The sequence below is a fragment of the Novosphingobium subterraneum genome (assembly GCF_000807925.1).
In the GTDB taxonomy this organism is placed as follows: Bacteria; Pseudomonadota; Alphaproteobacteria; order Sphingomonadales; family Sphingomonadaceae; genus Novosphingobium; species Novosphingobium subterraneum.
Window position 1 is genome coordinate 1 of sequence record NZ_JRVC01000016.1, and the last position, 16,515, is coordinate 16,515.

The window sequence follows — 16,515 nt, forward strand, 5'->3', positions numbered from 1 at the left end:
TTCGAACGCCGAATAGCTGTCGAAGCACTCGTAGGCGGCCATGTAGGGCGCGTCCTGCAGGCACGTGACACCGAGAAGTCCACCGTGCTCGGCCCTGGCCAGCGATCGTGCGCCATCGTGCGCAATGACCTTTTCGGCCACGATCAATTCCGGCGTCAAAAGGGAGGTGCCGTCATCTCTTGCCACGCTGCTCGTCCCCTTGCTGGTTGTGCAGAGTGAACGTTGCAACGACTGCGATGTTTCCCTTTTGAGCAGGTCAAGTTACTGGAACGATTTCGAAAAACGACGAACGGAAGCTGGAGGCTGCGCAAAGCCATGCGATCCGGGTGGACAAAGGCCTCACACGATCGTTGGCACTGGCCGGGACGGCCGCAACCCTTCAGGCCCCGCGCAACATGGCCGCGTTGTCCTTGATCATCTGACGGACCGATCGCGCCTTGCGCCCGGTCAATTGCTGGACATCATCGGTGCAGAGCTCAAGGAACCCCTCGCGGATGGCGCGGCCGAAAGACACCATGTCGTCGCTGTTCCACGGGATGCCGGCAATTTCCAGATCATCGACCGGGCGGCGCGGGATGCCCATGGCGTCGAACATCGCATACTGGCCTTCGTCATCCAGCGAGACGTATTCGACAGGCCGCCCGGTCACTTCGGCCATGATCGCCGCAACTTCGCCGAAGGTCTGCAATTCCGGCCCGGTAATGTTGTAGATTCGGCCCTCGTGGCCTTCACCGGTCAGGACCGCCACCGCGCTCTCGATGCAGTCGTCGCGCCAGACCATCGCCTCGCGGCCCTCTCCGGCGTTGGAAAACCACTTGCCGCTCTGCATCACGCCGGGGCCGGCCATCAGGATCATCGCATCGGCATAGTGGGCATCGCGCAGCATCGTCCAGCCGCAACCCGAGGCGCGGATCAGGCGTTCGGTCTCGATATGATCGTGCCGCACTTCGGCGGGGTTGGCGGGATCGTCGATGCCGATGAAGCTGGTGTAAACCACATGCCCAACGCCCGCCGCAGCCGCAGCGTCGATCGCCGCCTTGTGCTGCACCACGCGCGCCCCAACCCGCGTGCCCGAGATCAGCAGCATCCTGTCAGCGCCCTGCACCGCCTCGACCAGCGTTCCCGGCTTGTCGAAATCGCCGTAGCGCACGATGCAGCCTTGCGCGGCGCGGTCGCTGAGCTTCTCAGGCTTGCGGGTGATCAGGATGAGGTCGCTTGCACGCCCCAGCGCGATCAGCCGGTCGGTAACGCCGCGGCCATAATTGCCCGAAGCTCCGGTGATGACGATACGGCTCATGCCAGAGCGTCCAACTGCGCCTGCGGCACCCACCAGCCATGCACTTGCGGACGCAGCCGCGTTGGAATGTGGACCTTCGCCACCGGCCCTGCACCGATGTTCCCGGCATCGACCACCCAGGCTTCATGCACGAACAGGTTGTCACCGGTCTGCTGGTCCATGATGAACACCAGCCAACCATCCTTGGCCTGATCAGCAGCGGGCACATGCACCGGCTCGTTGAATCCGGCCATCGGCGGCAGGGCGAGTGCATTGGTCACCTGGGGGCTGGCTGTATCCATCCCGTCCAGACGGAGCAGCAGGTTGAAGCTCACGCCCACCGGCCCTGCAAACAACGGCGGCCCCTGCAACTCGGGGTTCATCGAGAGCATCCAGCCGGTCTTGTAGGGACGTCCCTGCAACTTCGCCGGGATCACCGGGAAATCCCCGGGAGGGCCGATGATCGTCTCTGTAACCTCGCCGCCTTCGCTTCGCGGATCGACCGTCCAGCGGGTCAGCGCGCCCTGCATGTCCTGCGGACCCATCTGGATACCCGAAGGCTCACGGATGAAGGCGAAGGCGTTGGTATTGTTGAGGCAAGCGTCGAAGTGAAGCATCCCCTCGGCATCCTCCCACGCGTTCATCATGTGGTACGAATGGCAACCCTTCGGACCCTTGAACCACTTGATCTCGCGCACGTCGCCATAACGCGGCATCACGCCCAGCCAGGATTCCAGCTCCGGCTGATGGTGCCAGTGCTCCCCGCCCGCCTTCAACCGGTCAAGGTCCGCTGTCGTCGGGTAGATCGGGAAGAGCGCGTAGTTCTTGCTGATCGTGAAATCGTGCATCATCGCGCAATAGGGCGCATCGAACCACTGTTCCGACTTCAGCGTGCCATCGGGCGCAACGATGCAATAGGCGACCTTGGTCGAGGCCTGCCCGTTTGCCTCGTAACCATAGAAGAACAGCTCGCCTGTCTCGGCATCGATCCGCACGTGCGCGGTCATCGTTTCAGATTTGAGCGCGCCGCCGAAATCGTAGGAGCCAAGCGTCGCCAGCGTCCTGGGATCGACGCGATAGGGCCGCCCGTCCTCCTTGGCCATCAGCAGGCGTCCGGCGTGCCACACCGGAGTGGTGTTGGCCACGGTGCGGTCGACGCCTTGCACCGAAGGATCATCGGTAAAAGGATTGCGGTACTTGCCGAACAGCGCCTTGCCCGCCGCCTGCTCGGCCCTGTAGCGCGCGGTTTCCACGAACTTCATCAGGAAGTCCGCCGTGCCATCAGCGTTGAACGAAAGGCGGCTGACCATGCCATCGCCCGAAAGCGTGTGGTCATTGTCGAACATGGGCGGAAAAGCGGGATCAGGCACGGCGCGATAAAAGCTGCCACGCACTTCCGCTGGCAGGTCGCCCTCCACCTTCAGCCCGCGCAGGTCCACTTCCTGCCCCACCGGCTCGTTTGCGCCGGTAAAGTAGATCGTCTGCGGATACGCACCCATCACCACACCTCACCCTATCATTTGTTACGGTATGTGTAGCGCAAAGCGCAAGTCAATCAAGCCCACCAATAGGCGGTCGCACGCATTTCGATGCTAACCCGTGGAGGAGCGTCGTCGGGGCAATCAGGCGGGTCGAACGCGACGTGCGGAACGTGGTGTGCGCGCGCAGGATCGCTGTCATTGGTCTTGAACAGGACGGCTTCATCGATCGTCATCTGCGAGAACCAGTGCCAGCGGTGCGCCGGATTGTGCGCGACGACCACCCCCTCGAACGACCACTCTGGCTGCCCCGGCGCATCGAACACGGCATCGGCTGCGATCAGGTCCTGCGCAGAGATACTGCGCGCGTCGCAGAACGCCAGCGGCACGTCCTGCGGCGGCGGCGAGATGGCGCGCCACACGTTGTAGTGCGCGCATCGCACGAAGATCCGCCCGTTCGCCCCTCGTTCGCCGAAGGCCTGCGCCGTGCGGTCCGAGATATCGATATGGGCAAAACGTGCAGGCATCGAATTGTCGAGGCTCCCCGCCTTGCCGCTCTTCTCGGAAAAGCGCAGCAGCCCCGGCGCGCCAACGTGGACCAAGTCCGCACCGGTGCGCGCCTGCACCAGGTCCTCGATTTCGCGCATATGCACGCGCGCAACCTTGTCGCGGTCGGCGAAATCAGTGACGGCGCTCTTGTGCGGGACGAGCTCGAAGCCCTCGCGGTCGATGCTGGTGCCCAGCCCCCGCGCATCGGTCATGGTCATGGGCACGGGGACGATGTCCACCTCGTCGCGCTCATGGGCGTTGGCATAGTAGCGCGGCCGCGCGAACTTGCGGCCCGAGTAGGCAATCAGCGCTTCCATCATGCTCTCCTCTGCCGGCCTGCTTTTGGCGCGGGTCCGGCTTTAACGCTTTCAATTCACGTCACCCCGGGCCTGACCCGGAGTGACGACAATGGAGGGCAGTGTGATCGTACCCCAACGAAAAAGGCCCGCCGTTTCGGGCGGGCCTTTTCCAGATCAACCGGCCGCCAGCTGCTGTTCCAGCTCGCCCAGCACGCGGTAACAGTCGAACACCTTCTGCACCGAGCTGTTCGGCTCGCGCCCCTCGCGGATCGCGGCGATGAACTCGCGGTCCTGAAGTTCGATGCCGTTCATGCTGACGTCGACCTTCGAAACGTCGATCGGCTCTTCCTTGCCATTCACCAGATCGTCGTAACGCGCGATGTAGGTCGCGGTATCGCCAATGTAGCGGAAGAAGGTGCCGAGCGGTCCGTCGTTGTTGAACGAAAGCGACAGCGTGCAGATCGCACCGGTTTCGCTCTTCAACTGGATCGACATGTCCATGGCAATGCCCAGCTCGGGATGGATCGGGCCTTCGATGGCATTGGCCTTGACGATCTTGCCCGCCTGATAGGCAAACAGGTCAACCGTGTGCGCGGCGTGGTGCCACAACAGGTGATCGGTCCACGAACGCGGCTCGCCCTTGGCGTTGATGTTCTTGCGGCGAAAGAAGTAGGTCTGCACGTCCATCTGCTGGACGTTGAACTCGCCTGCCTTGATCCGGTTGTGCACGAACTGGTGGCTGGGGTTGAAGCGACGGGTGTGGCCGACCATGCAGACCTTGCCGGTCTCTTCCTGAACGCGCAGCACTTCCTGCGAATCCGCCCAGCTGTCGGCCAGCGGGATCTCCACCTGCACGTGCTTGCCCGCCTTCATGCAGGCGATGGCCTGCGAGGCGTGCATCTGCGTCGGCGTGCACAGGATCACCGCATCCACATCGTCGCGCGCCAGTGCGTCTTCCAGCTCGGTCGACGAGTGCTTGGCGCCGTACTTGGCGGCAACTGCAGCGGCCTGTTCGCCGGTGCGGCTGATGATCGAGGTGATTTCGACGCCGTCGATGTTCTTCAGGCCATCGAGGTGCTTTTCGCCGAACGCGCCGGCGCCGGCCAGGGCTATGCGCATGTCTGTTCCCTTTCTTGCAAAAAAGACCGGGCAACCGGTGAGGTTGCCCGGCAAGGGTGGATTGGGTTTGTCAGTCCGCGGGTTCGAGCACGATGTGCCCGATCGCGGTGTTGCTGCACGGAATGTGGTAATGGCGGTTGAGGCGCTTGACCTTCTTCCCCAGCGCCCCGCGCATGATCAGCCACATCACCATCTCGATGCCTTCGCTGCCGGTTTCGCGCAGGTACTCGATGTGCGGAATGTGGCGGACATCGTCATTGTCCGATTCCAGCATGTCGAGGAACTTGTTGTCCCACTCACGGTTGAGTAGCCCGGCGCGCGGGCCCTGAAGCTGGTGGCTCATGCCGCCGGTGCCCCAGATCTGCACGTTGAGGTCCTCGGGGAAGCTTTCCACGGCGCGGGCAATCGCCTCGCCCAGCGCCCAGCACCGGTTGCCCGAGGGGACGGGGTAGGTGACGACGTTCACCGCCAATGGCACGACCTTGACCGGCCATTTCTCCGGCTGGCCGAACATCATCGAAAGCGGCACCGTCAACCCGTGGTCGACGTCCATCTCGTTGATGATGGTCATGTCGAAGTCTTCGAGGATCAGGCTCTGCGCGATGTGCCACGCAAGGTCGGCATGGCCTTCCACGTCCGGCACCGGGCGCGGGCCCCAGCCTTCGTCGGCCGACTTGTAGTGCTCGCCGCAGCCGATCGCGAAAGTCGGGATGATGTTCGCGTCGAAGGCCGAAGCGTGGTCGTTGTAGACCAGGATCACCACGTCGGGCTTTTCGCGGGCTTCCCATTCGCGGGTCCACTCGTAGCCCTTGAAGATGGGGCCGAAGTAGTCGTCCTGCCACTTGCCCTGGTCGACAGCGACGCCAAGCAGCGGAACGTGGCTGGAGCCGACGCCAGCAGTAATCTTGGCCATGTCAGTAGCCTCCCTTGATCGAGCGATTGCCTTCGGGCTTGCGGCCGCCTTCCAGCATCATCTGGCGATATTCAGGCCAGGTCATGTCGGTCATCGTGCTGACCGCCTCGGCAAACGGCAGCCCGTCCGAAGAGAAAAGCTTCGAGAGGAAGTAGACGTTCCCGCCAAGGTCGAGCAACGCGTTGTAGTCGCGCCGAAGCAGCGCCTGCTTGGCTTCCTCGCTGATCTTCCACTCGTCGAGATAGGCGCGCTCGTCGGCCTTGAACCGTTCGCGGTTCTCCGGCTTCATCAGGCTCATCGCGAACTGGTTGATCCAGTAGCCCTTGCGGGCGCGGGCAGCGGTGTAGACGCGGGTGCCCGGAATGTCCTCGAACTCGGCGAGGTATTCGTGGATGTTCTGGGTCGGCTTGGCTGTTTCGGTCACAGGCCCCTCTCCTTCAGCTTGGCGTCGAGGCGCGGGAACACGCGGCGCGCGTTGCCCTCGAAGATCGCGTGGCGTTCGGCATCGCTGATGTCGAGTGCGTCGACATAGCGCTTGGTATCGTCGAAATAGAACCCGGTGGTCGGGTCGATCCCACGCACCGCGCCGACCATTTCCGACCCGAACAGGATGTTCTTGTTCTCGATCACGTCGGCCAGCAGGTCGATGCCCGGCTGGTGATAGACGCAGGTGTCGAAAAAGATGTTGTTCATCAGGTGCGTGTCGAGCGACGGCTTCTTGAGCATGTCGGCAAGGCCACGATAGCGTCCCCAGTGGTAGGGCACCGCGCCGCCGCCATGCGGAATGATGAAGCGCAGGGTGGGGAACTTGCTGAACAGGTCGCCTTCGAGCAGCTGCATGAAGGCGATGGTGTCAGCCGCGATGTAGTACCCGCCCGTCGCGTGCATCGCCGGGTTGCACGATCCCGAGACGTGGATCATCGCCGGAACGTCCAGCTCGCACATCTTCTCGTAGAACGGGAACCAGTATTCATCGGTCAGCGGCGGATGCTTGAAGTGGCCACCGCCCGGATCAGGGTTGAGGTTGCAGCCGATGAAGCCGAGCTCGTTCACGCAGCGCTCCAGCTCGCGGATCGAGGACGACATGTCCGCTTCCGGAGACTGCGGCAGCATGCACACGCCCGCGAAGGTCTCAGGGTAAAGCCCGACAACGCGCGCGATCAGGTCGTTGCAGACCTGCGCCCACTTCACCGCGACCGACTGATCGCCAACGTGCGGGGCCATGGCCGAAGCGCGGGGGGAGAAGATCGTCATGTCCGCGCCACGCTCCTTCAGCAGGCGCAGCTGGTTCGATTCGATCGTCTCGCGGATCTCGTCATCCGAGATTTCGGGATAGGGCGGGCACTCGGTCCCGGCCTTGAATGCGGCTTTCTGCTTCTCGCGCCATTCGTCGTGCGCCTTTGGCAGCACGGTGTAGTGGCCGTGGCAGTCGATGATCATGGTCATGCGACTTCAGTCCTCTTAGCGTTGAATGCGATTGTCTTGCCCGCCTGCTCGCGCTGGCGCTTCACGGTCCCGCTGGTCATCACCGGCTCGATGCCCAGCGATTCCAGTGTCTTGCAGCTCTCTTCCATCTCGGCCGCACGACGGAGCCCATGCGTCGTCATGCGCTCGACATTGTACTCGGCGCGATCGAACCAGCTCTGCGCCTTCTCGCTGGCGTCCAGGGAGGACAAAACCTCGTCCACTACGCCGGCCTTCGTCGCCGCCAGCATCATTTCGGCGGTCAGCGCCTCGATGCCCTTTACCATGATCGAGCGGATCATCTTGATCGCGCTGGCCCGGCCGATCTCGTCCCCGACCACTCGCGTCTTGGCAAAGCCTGCCGCCTGCAGCCGCGCCTCGGCCTCTGCTGCATGGGCACCCGAAATCAGCAGCGGGACATTCATCCGAGCGGGGTTGACCGGGGCCAGCACCGCAACGTCGACATAACGCCCGCCTGATGCCTCGATCGCCTTGGCGGCGGCCCGCTTGGTGTCGGGTGCCACCGAATTCATGTCGCACCAGAGCGCGCCCGGCTTCAGCAGACCGGCATAGTCCTCAGCCGCAGGCAGCGCCGAATCCGCCGTCACCAGCGACAGCACCTCGTCGGCATCGCCAAGCGCATCTTCGGCCGAGCCGCAGATCACCACGCCCGCCTCTTCCATCACCGCCCGTCGTGCCGGGTTGATGTCGAAGGCCAGCGCCGCAGACTCCCAGCCTGCCGCCTTGGCAAAAGTGGACCCGGCCTCACCGAAGCCGATCAGGGCAATCACGCTCTCCATGGCGCCGGTCCTGCGCGGCAAGGCGCAAAGGAACAAATGCAAACATCGCCACAGGTATAAATTTATGCAAACCCTTCTGCGGCAACCTCGCGCAGCAGGGCGACGAAGGCGGCCTGGGGAGCAGTTGGCCGCCAGCCTTCTCGCGTGGTGATGCCGATGGTCCGCGCCACCGGCACCGGCGGCGGCAGCGTGGCCAGCACGCCCGCGTCCAGTTCCACCGCCAGTTGCGCCGGGGACAGCAGCGTCAGCGCGTCAGATCCCAGCAGCAATTGCCGCACCGTCAGCACCGATCCGCACTCGATCCCCACCCGCGGCGGCTCCGCCCCGGCGCCGCGCATCATGCCTTCCCAGTAGTGGCGCAACGGCGTGTCGCTGGCGGGCAGAATCCACGGAAACGCCGCCAACGCGGCGCCATTCACCATGCCTGCCAGCAAGGGATGCCCGGCGCGCATCACCAGTGCAGGACGATCTTCGAACACCGCCTCCTGCGCCAGATCATCAAGAGACGCCGCATCACGAAGCGCGCCCAGCATCAGGTCCACTTCACCGTCGCGCAAAGGTCCGGAAAGCTCGGCATGGCTCCCTTCCACCACTGCCACATCCACCCCCGGATGGGCTCCGGCAAAGCGCAGGATCGTCTCGGGCAGCCAGCGCGCGCGGCTCAGCGGCATGGCGCCAACCACTACCCGCCCCGCCGCCTTGCCCTGCCAGGCCGCCACTTCGGCAAGGCCTGAACGCAGTTCCGCCATCGCCAGGCCGAACCCGCGTGCGCGCCTTTCGCCCGCAGGCGTCAGCATCACCGAACGCCCGCGCCGGTCCACCAGCCGCTGCCCCAGCGCCACCGAAAGATCCGCCACCGCCCGGTGCAGCGAGGCCGACGAAAGCCCCGTCGCCTCTGCAGCCACTGCATAGGACCCAGCCCTTGCCAGCGCGAGGAACGCCCGCAATTGCGTGCCAGTCACGCGCGGAGAGCCGACATGCGCAATCGCAGCTTCGGCACGCGGTGCAAGCAGCAGCGCGGGCTCGGTCGGCGTCATGCCGGCCGGCCCACGTTCGAACAGCGCACATCCCAGGTCCGCCTCCAGCCGGGCGATCGCCTGCGTCAATGCAGGCTGCGTCAGGTTCACCGCCCGCGCCGCCCGCGTCACGCTGCCGTGGCGCACGGTCGCCGCAAACGCCGCGATGTGGCGGACATTGATCGCAAGGAGTTGCATGGTGCATCGCTTAGCATTTCCTTATGGGCAGTGCCAAACATTGCATTGGTTCCTCGCGCCCCGCAGTCGCATGGAACCGGCGAAGATTTTTCATGGGAGCCGGAAATGTCGGGAATCGTCGTCCAGAACATCGAACGTGCCGATCCAGCCGTGATCGATGGCCTTGCCGCCTGCGGCGTCGCCACCGTCCACGAAGCGCAAGGCCGCACCGGCCTGCTCGCCTCCTACATGCGCCCGATCTATCGCGGCGCGCGCATCGCCGGCAGCGCCGTCACCATCAGCGCGCCTCCGGGTGACAACTGGATGGTCCACGTCGCCATCGAACAGCTTCAGGCCGGAGACATCCTGCTCCTCGCCCCGACCTCACCGTGCGAAGACGGCTACTTCGGCGATCTTCTCGCCACCAGCGCGCAGGCGCGCGGCTGCCGTGGCCTGGTGATCGACGCTGGCGTGCGCGACGTGCGCGACCTCACGGAAATGAACTTCCCCGTCTGGTCCAAGGCGATCTACGCGCAAGGAACAGTCAAGAACACGCTCGGCAGCGTCAACGTGCCCGTGGTCTGCGCCAACGCGCTGGTGAATCCCGGTGACGTGATCGTGGCCGACGATGACGGCGTCTGCGTCGTTCCGCGCGAAAAGGCCGCCGAAGTGCTCAAGGCCGCGCAGGCGCGCGAAGCCAACGAAGGCGAAAAGCGCGAGAAGCTCGCTGCCGGCGTCCTCGGCCTCGACATGTACAAGATGCGCGAACGGCTGGAGAAGGAAGGCCTCAAGTATGTCTGAGGCAGGCATGCCCCAAGGCATTCGCTGCATGTGGATGCGCGGCGGCACGTCCAAGGGCGGCTACTTTCTCAAGGATGACTTGCCGCAGGACACGGCCCAGCGCGATGCCTTCCTCCTGGCCATGATGGGCAGCCCCGATCCCGTGCAGATCGACGGAATGGGCGGCGCCGATCCCCTGACCAGCAAGGTCGCGGTCGTTTCCAAGTCCAGCCGCGAGGGCATCGACGTCGACTACCTGTTCCTGCAGGTCTTCGTCGATCAGGCGATCGTCACCGATGCGCAGAACTGCGGCAATATCCTTGCCGGCGTAGGCCCCTTCGCGATCGAGCGCGGGCTGGTAGCGGCCACCGGCGATGAAACCCGCGTCGCCATCTTCATGGAGAACACCGGCCAGGTCGCCGTCGCCACGGTCAGCACGCCCGATGGCAAGGTCACCTACAAGGGCGATGCGAAGATCGACGGGGTCCCCGGCTCCCACGCGCCGGTGCCACTCGAATTTCGCGATACCGCCGGTTCCTCGTGCGGCGCGCTCCTGCCCACCGGCAACGCCGTCGACGAAGTGAATGGCGTGGCTGTCACCCTGATCGACAACGGCATGCCCTGCGTGGTGATGAAGGCCGAGGATCTCGGCATCACCGGCTACGAAGACCGCGACTGGCTCGACAATGCGAGCGATCTCAAAGCGAAGATCGAAGACATCCGCCTCGCCGTCGGCGAACGCATGAATCTGGGTGACGTGAAGGAAAAGTCCGTCCCCAAGATGATGCTCGTCGCCCCGCCGAAGAATGGCGGCGCGGTAACCGTGCGCAGCTTTATCCCCCACCGCGCCCACGCCACCATCGGCGTCCTCGGCGCGGTCAGCGTCGCCACCGCCTGCCTGATCCCCGGCTCGCCCGCCGCCGAGGTAGCCTCGATCCCCGAAGGCAGCCGCAAGCTGCTCTCGGTCGAACACCCCACCGGCGAAATGAGCTGCGTTCTGGAAGTGGACGACGCCGGCGAAGTCCGCACCGCCGCCCTCCTGCGCACCGCGCGCAAGCTGATGGATGGAGTAGTATTTGCATGACCGACCAGAACCGCATCATCAGCTGGCACGCCAACCCATCGAAGCCGCGCTACACCCCGCCACCCGGCGCGGTCGATGCGCATTGCCATGTCTTCGGCCCGATGGCGCAGTTCCCGTTCAGCGCCAAGGCCAAGTACCTGCCGCAGGATGCCGGCCCGGACATGCTCTTCGCCCTGCGCGATCACCTGGGCTTTGAACGCAACGTCATCGTTCAGGCCAGCTGCCACGGCACCGACAATGCCGCCACGCTCGATGCCATCGCCAAGTCGAACGGAAAGGCCCGCGGCGTCGCCGTGGTCGATCCCGCGATCCCGGAAGCAGACCTTCACGCCCTGCACGAAGGCGGCATCCGCGGCATCCGCTTCAACTTCCTGAAGCGCCTTGTCGACGACGCGCCCAAGGACAAGTTCCTCGAAGTCGCGCAGCGCCTGCCCAAGGGCTGGCACGTGGTGATCTATTTCGAGGCCGACATCCTCGAGGAACTGCGCCCGTTCATGGACGCCATCCCCGTCCCCCTCGTGATCGACCACATGGGCCGCCCCGACGTGCGCCAGGGACCGGACGGTGCCGACATGAAGGCTTTCCGCGCCTTCCTCAACAGTCGCGAAGACATCTGGTTCAAGGCCACCTGCCCCGACCGCCTCGATGCCATCAAGGAAGGCGGCGCGGGCGATCCGTGGAATGCCTTTGCAGATGCCGTCGCGCCCTTGGTGGCCGATTATCAGGACCGCGTGCTGTGGGGCACCGACTGGCCGCACCCCAACATGGACACCGAAATCCCCGACGACGGCCACCTCGTCGACATGATCCCGCGCATCGCGCCGACCGAGGAACTCCAGCGCAAGCTGCTCATCGACAACCCGATGAAGCTATACTGGGCAGATTGAGGACGGCGGGCGAGAGCTTCAACCGATTGCGCTTGCAGCATTGTGCGATAGTCTGCGAACCATGCTGCATCGCCATCTGCCTCTCACCGTCCTCGCCCTGCTGGCCCTGCTCCCCACCACGGCAAGCGCCGAAACGCTCTACGTCCGTGCCGGGCGGCTGATCGATCCGGAAGCCGGACGGGTTCTCGCCGCGCAGGTGATCAAGGTCGAGGATGGGCGCGTCGTGGCTGTGCAGCCCGATGGTCCCCTGCCTGCGGGTGCCAACGTCGTGGATTGGTCGGCCTTCACCGTCCTGCCCGGCCTGATCGACTGCCACGTGCACCTCGCCGACGTCGAACAGTCCAGCAACGTCGCCGAGCCGCTGCTCCATTCAGCCATGGAGATCGGCTTCATCGGCGCGCGCAATGCCAGGAAGACCCTGCTCGCAGGCTTTACCTCGGTGCACGATGTCGGCTCCTTCCGCGCCTATGCCGATGTCGAACTGCGCAACGCCATCAACCGTGGCGACGTGCCCGGCCCTCGCATCAGCGCGGTTGGAGCCTATGTCACCATCCCCGGCGGCGGCGGCGAGGTCACCGGCTTCTCGCCCGATGTCACCGTCCCTGCCGACATGCGCGCCGGCGTCGTCACCGATGCGGCGGACGTTACCCGCAAGGTCAACGCGCTGTTCCAGAACGGCGCGGATTCGATCAAGCTGATCGCCACCGGTGCAGTGCTGGCGCAAGGCACCGAACCCGGTCAGCTCGAACTGTCGGGCGAGATGATGAAGGCAGCGGTCGACGTTGCCCGCCAGCGCGGATCATGGGTCACCGCCCATGCCCATGGCGCCGCCGGAATCAAGCTTGCCATCCAGTCGGGCGTCAAGGCGATCGAGCATGCCAGCCTGATCGACGATGAAGGCATTGCCCTTGCCAAGGCGCGCAGCGTCTGGCTCGACATGGATATCTACAACGGGGATTTCATCGCCGAGGTCGGCAAGCGCGATGGCTGGCCTGCCGAGATGCTGCGCAAGAACGACGAGACCACCCAAGCCCAGCGCGCAGGCTTCCGCAAGGCGGTCAAGGCCGGGGTCAGGCTCAGCTATGGCACCGACGCCGGGGTCTTCCCCCACGGCGCCAATGCGCGGCAGTTCAAGTACATGGTCCGCTACGGAATGACGCCGATGCAGGCAATCCAGTCTGCCACCACTGTCGCCGCCGACCTGCTCGGCTGGAGCAAGGACGTCGGCGCACTCTCGCCCGGCCATTGGGCCGACATGATCGCAGTCACCGGGGATCCCCTGGCCGATATCGCCGTCCTCGAAGACGTGCGCCATGTCATGAAGGGTGGCGAATTGGTGAAATGAGCGAAAAAGGGGCGGCTCGGATCGAGCCGCCCCGATCTGCCGGCAAGGGAGGACCGGCAAGAGCCGGCAGGGCCGGAGGGGGACGGCCCGCCAGATGGCAATCACTGCTTGGTCAGAGCAGCTTCCAGGTCACTGGCACGACGATGGCCGTGGCGCCGCCCGGCGGTGGCGGCACCGAACCGGCGCGCGTCGGCATGGCCAGCGCCTCCTTGTCGAGCGTGCTCGAGCCCGAGGGCGCGACAAGTTCGGTTCGCTCGATGTTGCCGCCAGCGCCGACGAACACCTTGACTTTGGCCGTGCCTTCCTCGCCGCGCATCTGCGCCGTGCGTGGATAGGTCTGCTTGGACGCGATGATGCGCGTCACCTGCTTCTGCCACTCGGCAGACTGCGCAAAGGCAGGCATGGCGGTTGCGGCAAAGGCAAGCGAGGCAATGCCAAGTGCGATCCTGTCGATAATCTTCATGGGTCGTTCCTTCGATCTTCTTGAATGACGTTGCGGCTTTCAGAATTCGGACCAATCGTCCTCGTCGACCTTCAGGGCAGTATTGCCGAGGACCGGAGCGGGGCGCGCTGCAGGCTGCGCGGCGGGCTCTGCCGTCGCAGTAGCCACAGGCAGCGGAGCGGGCTTTGACCCTGCGGGCGCCGAAGCTTGCGGCTTGGCGGAGAGCAGTGCCGATGAGCGGGCCTGGCCGCTCGTACCAAGGCGGAAGCGCCCGACCTGCTCGACCAGCGCAATGGTCTCGTTCGAGAGATTGCGCGTTCCGGCCGAGCTTTCCTCGACCATCGCGGCATTGCGCTGGGTAAAGCTGTCCATCGAACCGACCATCGCCGAGATGTCGGCAATGCCGGCCGCCTGCTGTCCGGCAGCCTCGGCGATCTGGTCTACCAGCTCCGAGACCGCACTGACTTCGTTGACGATCTGCCGCAGGGCCTCACCGCTCGATTCGACCAGGGCAACCCCGCCGCTGACCTCTTCGGTGCTCTTGCCGATCAGGTCGCGGATCGATTTGGCGGCATCGGCGGAACGCTGCGCCAGGGCACGCACTTCGGTGGCGACCACCGCAAAGCCCTTGCCGGCATCACCGGCACGTGCGGCCTCGACTCCGGCATTGAGCGCCAGCAGGTTGGTCTGGAAGGCAATGCCGTCGATCACTCCCACGATCTCGGCCATCTCGCGCGAACTGGCCTCGATGCTGCGCATGGCGGCCACGGCACGATTGGCGGTATCGCCAACACCGTCGGCGGTGTTGCGGGCCACAGACAGGCGGGTGCTCGTCTGCTTCACGTTCTCGGCCGTGGTCCTGACGGAGGAGCTGAACTCGGTGATCGTGCGCGATGTTTCAGCCAGCGATGTCGCCTGCTGCTCGGTGCGCAGCGCCAGGTCCGATGCCGCGCTCGAAATCTCGTCCGTACCAAGCTTGATCGTGTGGCAACCCTCGACGATCTTGCCGAGCACCCGCTCAAGCGCGGTCACGGCAGCATTGTAGTCGACATGCAGCTTTGCCAGCGCGCCCGATCCGTTCTCCTTGACGCGGAAGGTCAGGTTTCCTTCGGCCAACGCGGTCAGTCCCTCGCCGATCTCATCGATGGTCAGCTGCACTTCGCGGGCGCGCTGCTTCTCGGCTTCGGCGCGGGCATGGTCGGATGCGAAGACATCGCGGAAGCGATCAAGCGCGCGGGCAAGCTGGCCAAGTTCGTCGGACCGGGAAAGGCCCGGGACGGCGACGTTATGATTTCCATCGATCAGGCGCGACACGGCGTCCGACATCGACACCACCGGCTTGGCGATGTTGCGAATGAGATAGACCAGCAGGACAACCGCGCTGAGCAGAGCAAGGCCAAGCGCCGCAAGGGTGAACTTGCGCGCCGAGGCATAGATCTTCTCGGCATTGGCGGCGACCGCAGCGCCGTCCTTCTTGTTGGCCTCGATAACGGCGAGGATCGTGTCTTCCAGGGCATAGAAGGTATCGATGCCCTCGCCATCGTGCATCACCTGGGCGCCCCGGGTGTCGCCGCCGATCGCCATCGCCTGCATGGTTTCATCCTGGGCAAGGAAAGTCGCCCAGGCTTGCTTCAGCGCGGCCGTCCCGGTCTTCTGATCCGGCGTGATGGCAAGTTTCTCGAACTCGACGATTTCCGCATCGATCGCGCTGCGCGCATTCCTGAGCAGTTTCTGGCCGCGCGCCACGGCCTCGGGCGTCTCCCCACTGAACATCTCGTCCTGCTTGAGGCGATATTGCGAGGTGAAGGCGTGGATATCGCCGAGCTTTTCCGCGCTGGGTATCCAGATGTCGCGCTGTTCGGCGGCAATGGCATTGACCTCGCCGATCTTCGAAATCGCGAACAGGCCCATGCCTGCCATCGCCGCAAGCAGCAGTGCAAAAGCAGCGATGAATTTTTTGGTTATGTTGAAGCTGAACATCAATGTTCCCCGACAGGCCTTGCGGCATGTCACCCGCTTATGCCGGGAGGGGGGAACTTTCCGTATCGCGACGGCCCCGTAGAGTCGCGCACTGGCGTAGAAAGGTTTTCTCCAGCCAGATTGCCACAACGCTACTGTTTGCGCAGCTTTCGGCCCGATACGGGCCACCTTCATGGTTAATGTTGCCGGGGGGTCAAGCGCCCAGAAGATGCAGCGTCACGCGCCGACGATGGCCTGCCCGGCGGTGCTCGCACAAATATATGCCCTGCCACGTGCCCAGTGCCAGTCGCCCCCCGACCAGCGGAATCGATAGCGACACGCCCGTGAGTATCGACTTCAAATGCGCCGGCATGTCGTCGGGACCTTCATCGTCATGGGCATAGCCACCGTTCTCCGGCGCAAGACGCGAAAGCCAGCGAACGATATCGCCCCGCACTTCAGGCGCGGCGTTCTCCTGGATGGTCAGTGAAGCCGAGGTATGGCGGCAGAACACGGTCAGCAAGCCGGTGGCCATGCCCTGTTCGCCAGTCCAGCGCACCACATCGCGGGTTATCTCATGCAGGCCTTGGCCCGGGGTAGCGATGACGATCTCGGTGGCAGACTGGCGCATGCGGCCTTTATGGCAGCAATTGCCCTCGCCGCGCCAGACCTCGCAGCCGCCCGACCCGCACCCCACACACCACCGTCGCCCCGGGCTTGACCCGGGGCTGGGCTTTTCTTCCAGCGCACCCTCGCGACAAGGAAGCGGGATCCCGGGTCAAGCCCGGGATGACGGTTTGGGTCAGTACGGATAAACCTTGACAAAACGAACCATATAGGTTATACGCCCCGCCCACAGGTCAGGAGAGGGCACAAGGCCAACCCGCTCCTCTCCTTCGGAAGCCGACGCTGTTGCCGAAGCTTCCG

At 64.5% G+C, this 16,515-nt stretch carries 17 protein-coding genes; 4 read left to right on the forward strand and 13 right to left on the reverse strand.

Annotated elements, in window-relative coordinates:
• The 10 genes from NJ75_RS24405 to ligR form a co-directional block, all read right to left on the reverse strand.
• The coding region (locus tag NJ75_RS24405) for a hypothetical protein (protein WP_156135830.1) at positions 1-186 on the reverse strand (186 nt) is incomplete at its 3' end.
• 193 nt (positions 187-379) lie between these two features.
• On the reverse strand, positions 380-1,297 hold the full coding sequence (locus NJ75_RS15450) for an SDR family oxidoreductase (RefSeq protein WP_039336103.1): 918 nt from the start codon (positions 1,295-1,297) through the stop codon (positions 380-382).
• Positions 1,294-2,775 carry a carotenoid oxygenase family protein gene (locus tag NJ75_RS15455; protein ID WP_039336076.1) on the reverse strand — a complete coding sequence of 494 codons (1,482 nt, stop codon included), beginning with the start codon at positions 2,773-2,775 and terminating at the stop codon, positions 1,294-1,296. The genes NJ75_RS15450 and NJ75_RS15455 overlap by 4 nt, the downstream gene beginning before the upstream one ends.
• 56 nt (positions 2,776-2,831) lie before the next feature.
• A complete protein-coding gene (locus NJ75_RS15460; protein ID WP_039336077.1) occupies positions 2,832-3,620 on the reverse strand; it encodes a CmcJ/NvfI family oxidoreductase in 789 nt (262 codons plus the stop codon).
• Between the two features lie 156 nt (positions 3,621-3,776).
• The gene (locus tag NJ75_RS15465; protein ID WP_039336078.1) at positions 3,777-4,721 is read right to left on the reverse strand and encodes a Gfo/Idh/MocA family oxidoreductase; all 945 of its coding nucleotides are present in this window, start codon (positions 4,719-4,721) and stop codon (positions 3,777-3,779) included.
• A 70-nt stretch (positions 4,722-4,791) separates the two neighbouring features.
• Positions 4,792-5,634, reverse strand: a complete 843-nt coding sequence (locus NJ75_RS15470) for a class III extradiol dioxygenase subunit beta (RefSeq protein WP_039336079.1) — start codon at positions 5,632-5,634, stop codon at positions 4,792-4,794.
• Between the two features lies 1 nt (position 5,635).
• Positions 5,636-6,058, reverse strand: a complete 423-nt coding sequence (gene ligA / locus NJ75_RS15475; RefSeq protein ID WP_039336081.1) for a protocatechuate 4,5-dioxygenase subunit alpha — start codon at positions 6,056-6,058, stop codon at positions 5,636-5,638.
• Positions 6,055-7,080: an amidohydrolase family protein gene (locus NJ75_RS15480; protein ID WP_039336083.1), complete on the reverse strand. Its 1,026-nt coding sequence runs from the start codon at positions 7,078-7,080 to the stop codon at positions 6,055-6,057. The genes ligA and NJ75_RS15480 overlap by 4 nt, the downstream gene beginning before the upstream one ends.
• Positions 7,077-7,898, reverse strand: a complete 822-nt coding sequence (locus NJ75_RS15485; protein WP_039336085.1) for an NAD(P)-dependent oxidoreductase — start codon at positions 7,896-7,898, stop codon at positions 7,077-7,079. Before NJ75_RS15485 ends, NJ75_RS15480 begins: the two co-directional genes overlap by 4 nt.
• Positions 7,899-7,960: 62 nt before the next feature.
• Positions 7,961-9,112, reverse strand: coding sequence for an aromatic metabolism transcription factor LigR (ligR, locus tag NJ75_RS15490; protein ID WP_039336087.1), 1,152 nt, complete (start codon positions 9,110-9,112; stop codon positions 7,961-7,963).
• Between the two features lie 105 nt (positions 9,113-9,217).
• Here ligR and ligK point away from each other — a divergent pair, with 105 nt between their 5' ends.
• From ligK to NJ75_RS15510, 4 genes are all read left to right on the forward strand, one after another.
• Positions 9,218-9,892: a 4-carboxy-4-hydroxy-2-oxoadipate aldolase/oxaloacetate decarboxylase gene (ligK, locus tag NJ75_RS15495; RefSeq protein WP_039336089.1), complete on the forward strand. Its 675-nt coding sequence runs from the start codon at positions 9,218-9,220 to the stop codon at positions 9,890-9,892.
• Positions 9,885-10,955 carry a 4-oxalomesaconate tautomerase gene (locus tag NJ75_RS15500; protein WP_039336091.1) on the forward strand — a complete coding sequence of 357 codons (1,071 nt, stop codon included), beginning with the start codon at positions 9,885-9,887 and terminating at the stop codon, positions 10,953-10,955. Before ligK ends, NJ75_RS15500 begins: the two co-directional genes overlap by 8 nt.
• Positions 10,952-11,842: an amidohydrolase family protein gene (locus tag NJ75_RS15505; protein ID WP_039336093.1), complete on the forward strand. Its 891-nt coding sequence runs from the start codon at positions 10,952-10,954 to the stop codon at positions 11,840-11,842. The genes NJ75_RS15500 and NJ75_RS15505 overlap by 4 nt, the downstream gene beginning before the upstream one ends.
• A 61-nt stretch (positions 11,843-11,903) precedes the next feature.
• Positions 11,904-13,187 (forward strand): Xaa-Pro dipeptidase, encoded by a 1,284-nt coding sequence (locus NJ75_RS15510; RefSeq protein WP_039336096.1) that lies wholly within the window; start codon positions 11,904-11,906, stop codon positions 13,185-13,187.
• A 112-nt stretch (positions 13,188-13,299) separates the two neighbouring features.
• Here NJ75_RS15510 and NJ75_RS15515 read toward each other — a convergent pair whose 3' ends face one another.
• The 3 genes from NJ75_RS15515 to NJ75_RS15525 all read right to left on the reverse strand — a co-directional run bounded on the left by NJ75_RS15515 (position 13,300) and on the right by NJ75_RS15525 (position 16,219).
• A complete protein-coding gene (locus NJ75_RS15515) occupies positions 13,300-13,650 on the reverse strand; it encodes an energy transducer TonB (RefSeq protein ID WP_039336097.1) in 351 nt (116 codons plus the stop codon).
• 39 nt (positions 13,651-13,689) lie between these two features.
• Positions 13,690-15,609: a methyl-accepting chemotaxis protein gene (locus NJ75_RS15520; protein ID WP_039336099.1), complete on the reverse strand. Its 1,920-nt coding sequence runs from the start codon at positions 15,607-15,609 to the stop codon at positions 13,690-13,692.
• A gap of 193 nt (positions 15,610-15,802) precedes the next feature.
• Positions 15,803-16,219: a secondary thiamine-phosphate synthase enzyme YjbQ gene (locus NJ75_RS15525; RefSeq protein ID WP_039336101.1), complete on the reverse strand. Its 417-nt coding sequence runs from the start codon at positions 16,217-16,219 to the stop codon at positions 15,803-15,805.
• Positions 16,220-16,515: the final 296 nt, after the last annotated feature.

Bases quoted from the DNA above. Each gene is read 5' to 3' on its own strand.
- NJ75_RS15450 (WP_039336103.1), bottom strand. From the start codon at position 1,297: ATGAGCCGTATCGTCATCACCGGAGCTTCGGGCAATTATGGCCGCGGC.
- NJ75_RS15455 (WP_039336076.1), bottom strand. From the start codon at position 2,775: ATGGGTGCGTATCCGCAGACGATCTACTTTACCGGCGCAAACGAGCCG.
- NJ75_RS15460 (WP_039336077.1), bottom strand. From the start codon at position 3,620: ATGGAAGCGCTGATTGCCTACTCGGGCCGCAAGTTCGCGCGGCCGCGC.
- NJ75_RS15465 (WP_039336078.1), bottom strand. From the start codon at position 4,721: ATGCGCATAGCCCTGGCCGGCGCCGGCGCGTTCGGCGAAAAGCACCTC.
- NJ75_RS15470 (WP_039336079.1), bottom strand. From the start codon at position 5,634: ATGGCCAAGATTACTGCTGGCGTCGGCTCCAGCCACGTTCCGCTGCTT.
- NJ75_RS15480 (WP_039336083.1), bottom strand. From the start codon at position 7,080: ATGACCATGATCATCGACTGCCACGGCCACTACACCGTGCTGCCAAAG.
- NJ75_RS15485 (WP_039336085.1), bottom strand. From the start codon at position 7,898: ATGGAGAGCGTGATTGCCCTGATCGGCTTCGGTGAGGCCGGGTCCACT.
- ligR (WP_039336087.1), bottom strand. From the start codon at position 9,112: ATGCAACTCCTTGCGATCAATGTCCGCCACATCGCGGCGTTTGCGGCG.
- ligK (WP_039336089.1), top strand. From the start codon at position 9,218: ATGTCGGGAATCGTCGTCCAGAACATCGAACGTGCCGATCCAGCCGTG.
- NJ75_RS15500 (WP_039336091.1), top strand. From the start codon at position 9,885: ATGTCTGAGGCAGGCATGCCCCAAGGCATTCGCTGCATGTGGATGCGC.
- NJ75_RS15505 (WP_039336093.1), top strand. From the start codon at position 10,952: ATGACCGACCAGAACCGCATCATCAGCTGGCACGCCAACCCATCGAAG.
- NJ75_RS15510 (WP_039336096.1), top strand. From the start codon at position 11,904: ATGCTGCATCGCCATCTGCCTCTCACCGTCCTCGCCCTGCTGGCCCTG.
- NJ75_RS15515 (WP_039336097.1), bottom strand. From the start codon at position 13,650: ATGAAGATTATCGACAGGATCGCACTTGGCATTGCCTCGCTTGCCTTT.
- NJ75_RS15520 (WP_039336099.1), bottom strand. From the start codon at position 15,609: ATGTTCAGCTTCAACATAACCAAAAAATTCATCGCTGCTTTTGCACTG.
- NJ75_RS15525 (WP_039336101.1), bottom strand. From the start codon at position 16,219: ATGCGCCAGTCTGCCACCGAGATCGTCATCGCTACCCCGGGCCAAGGC.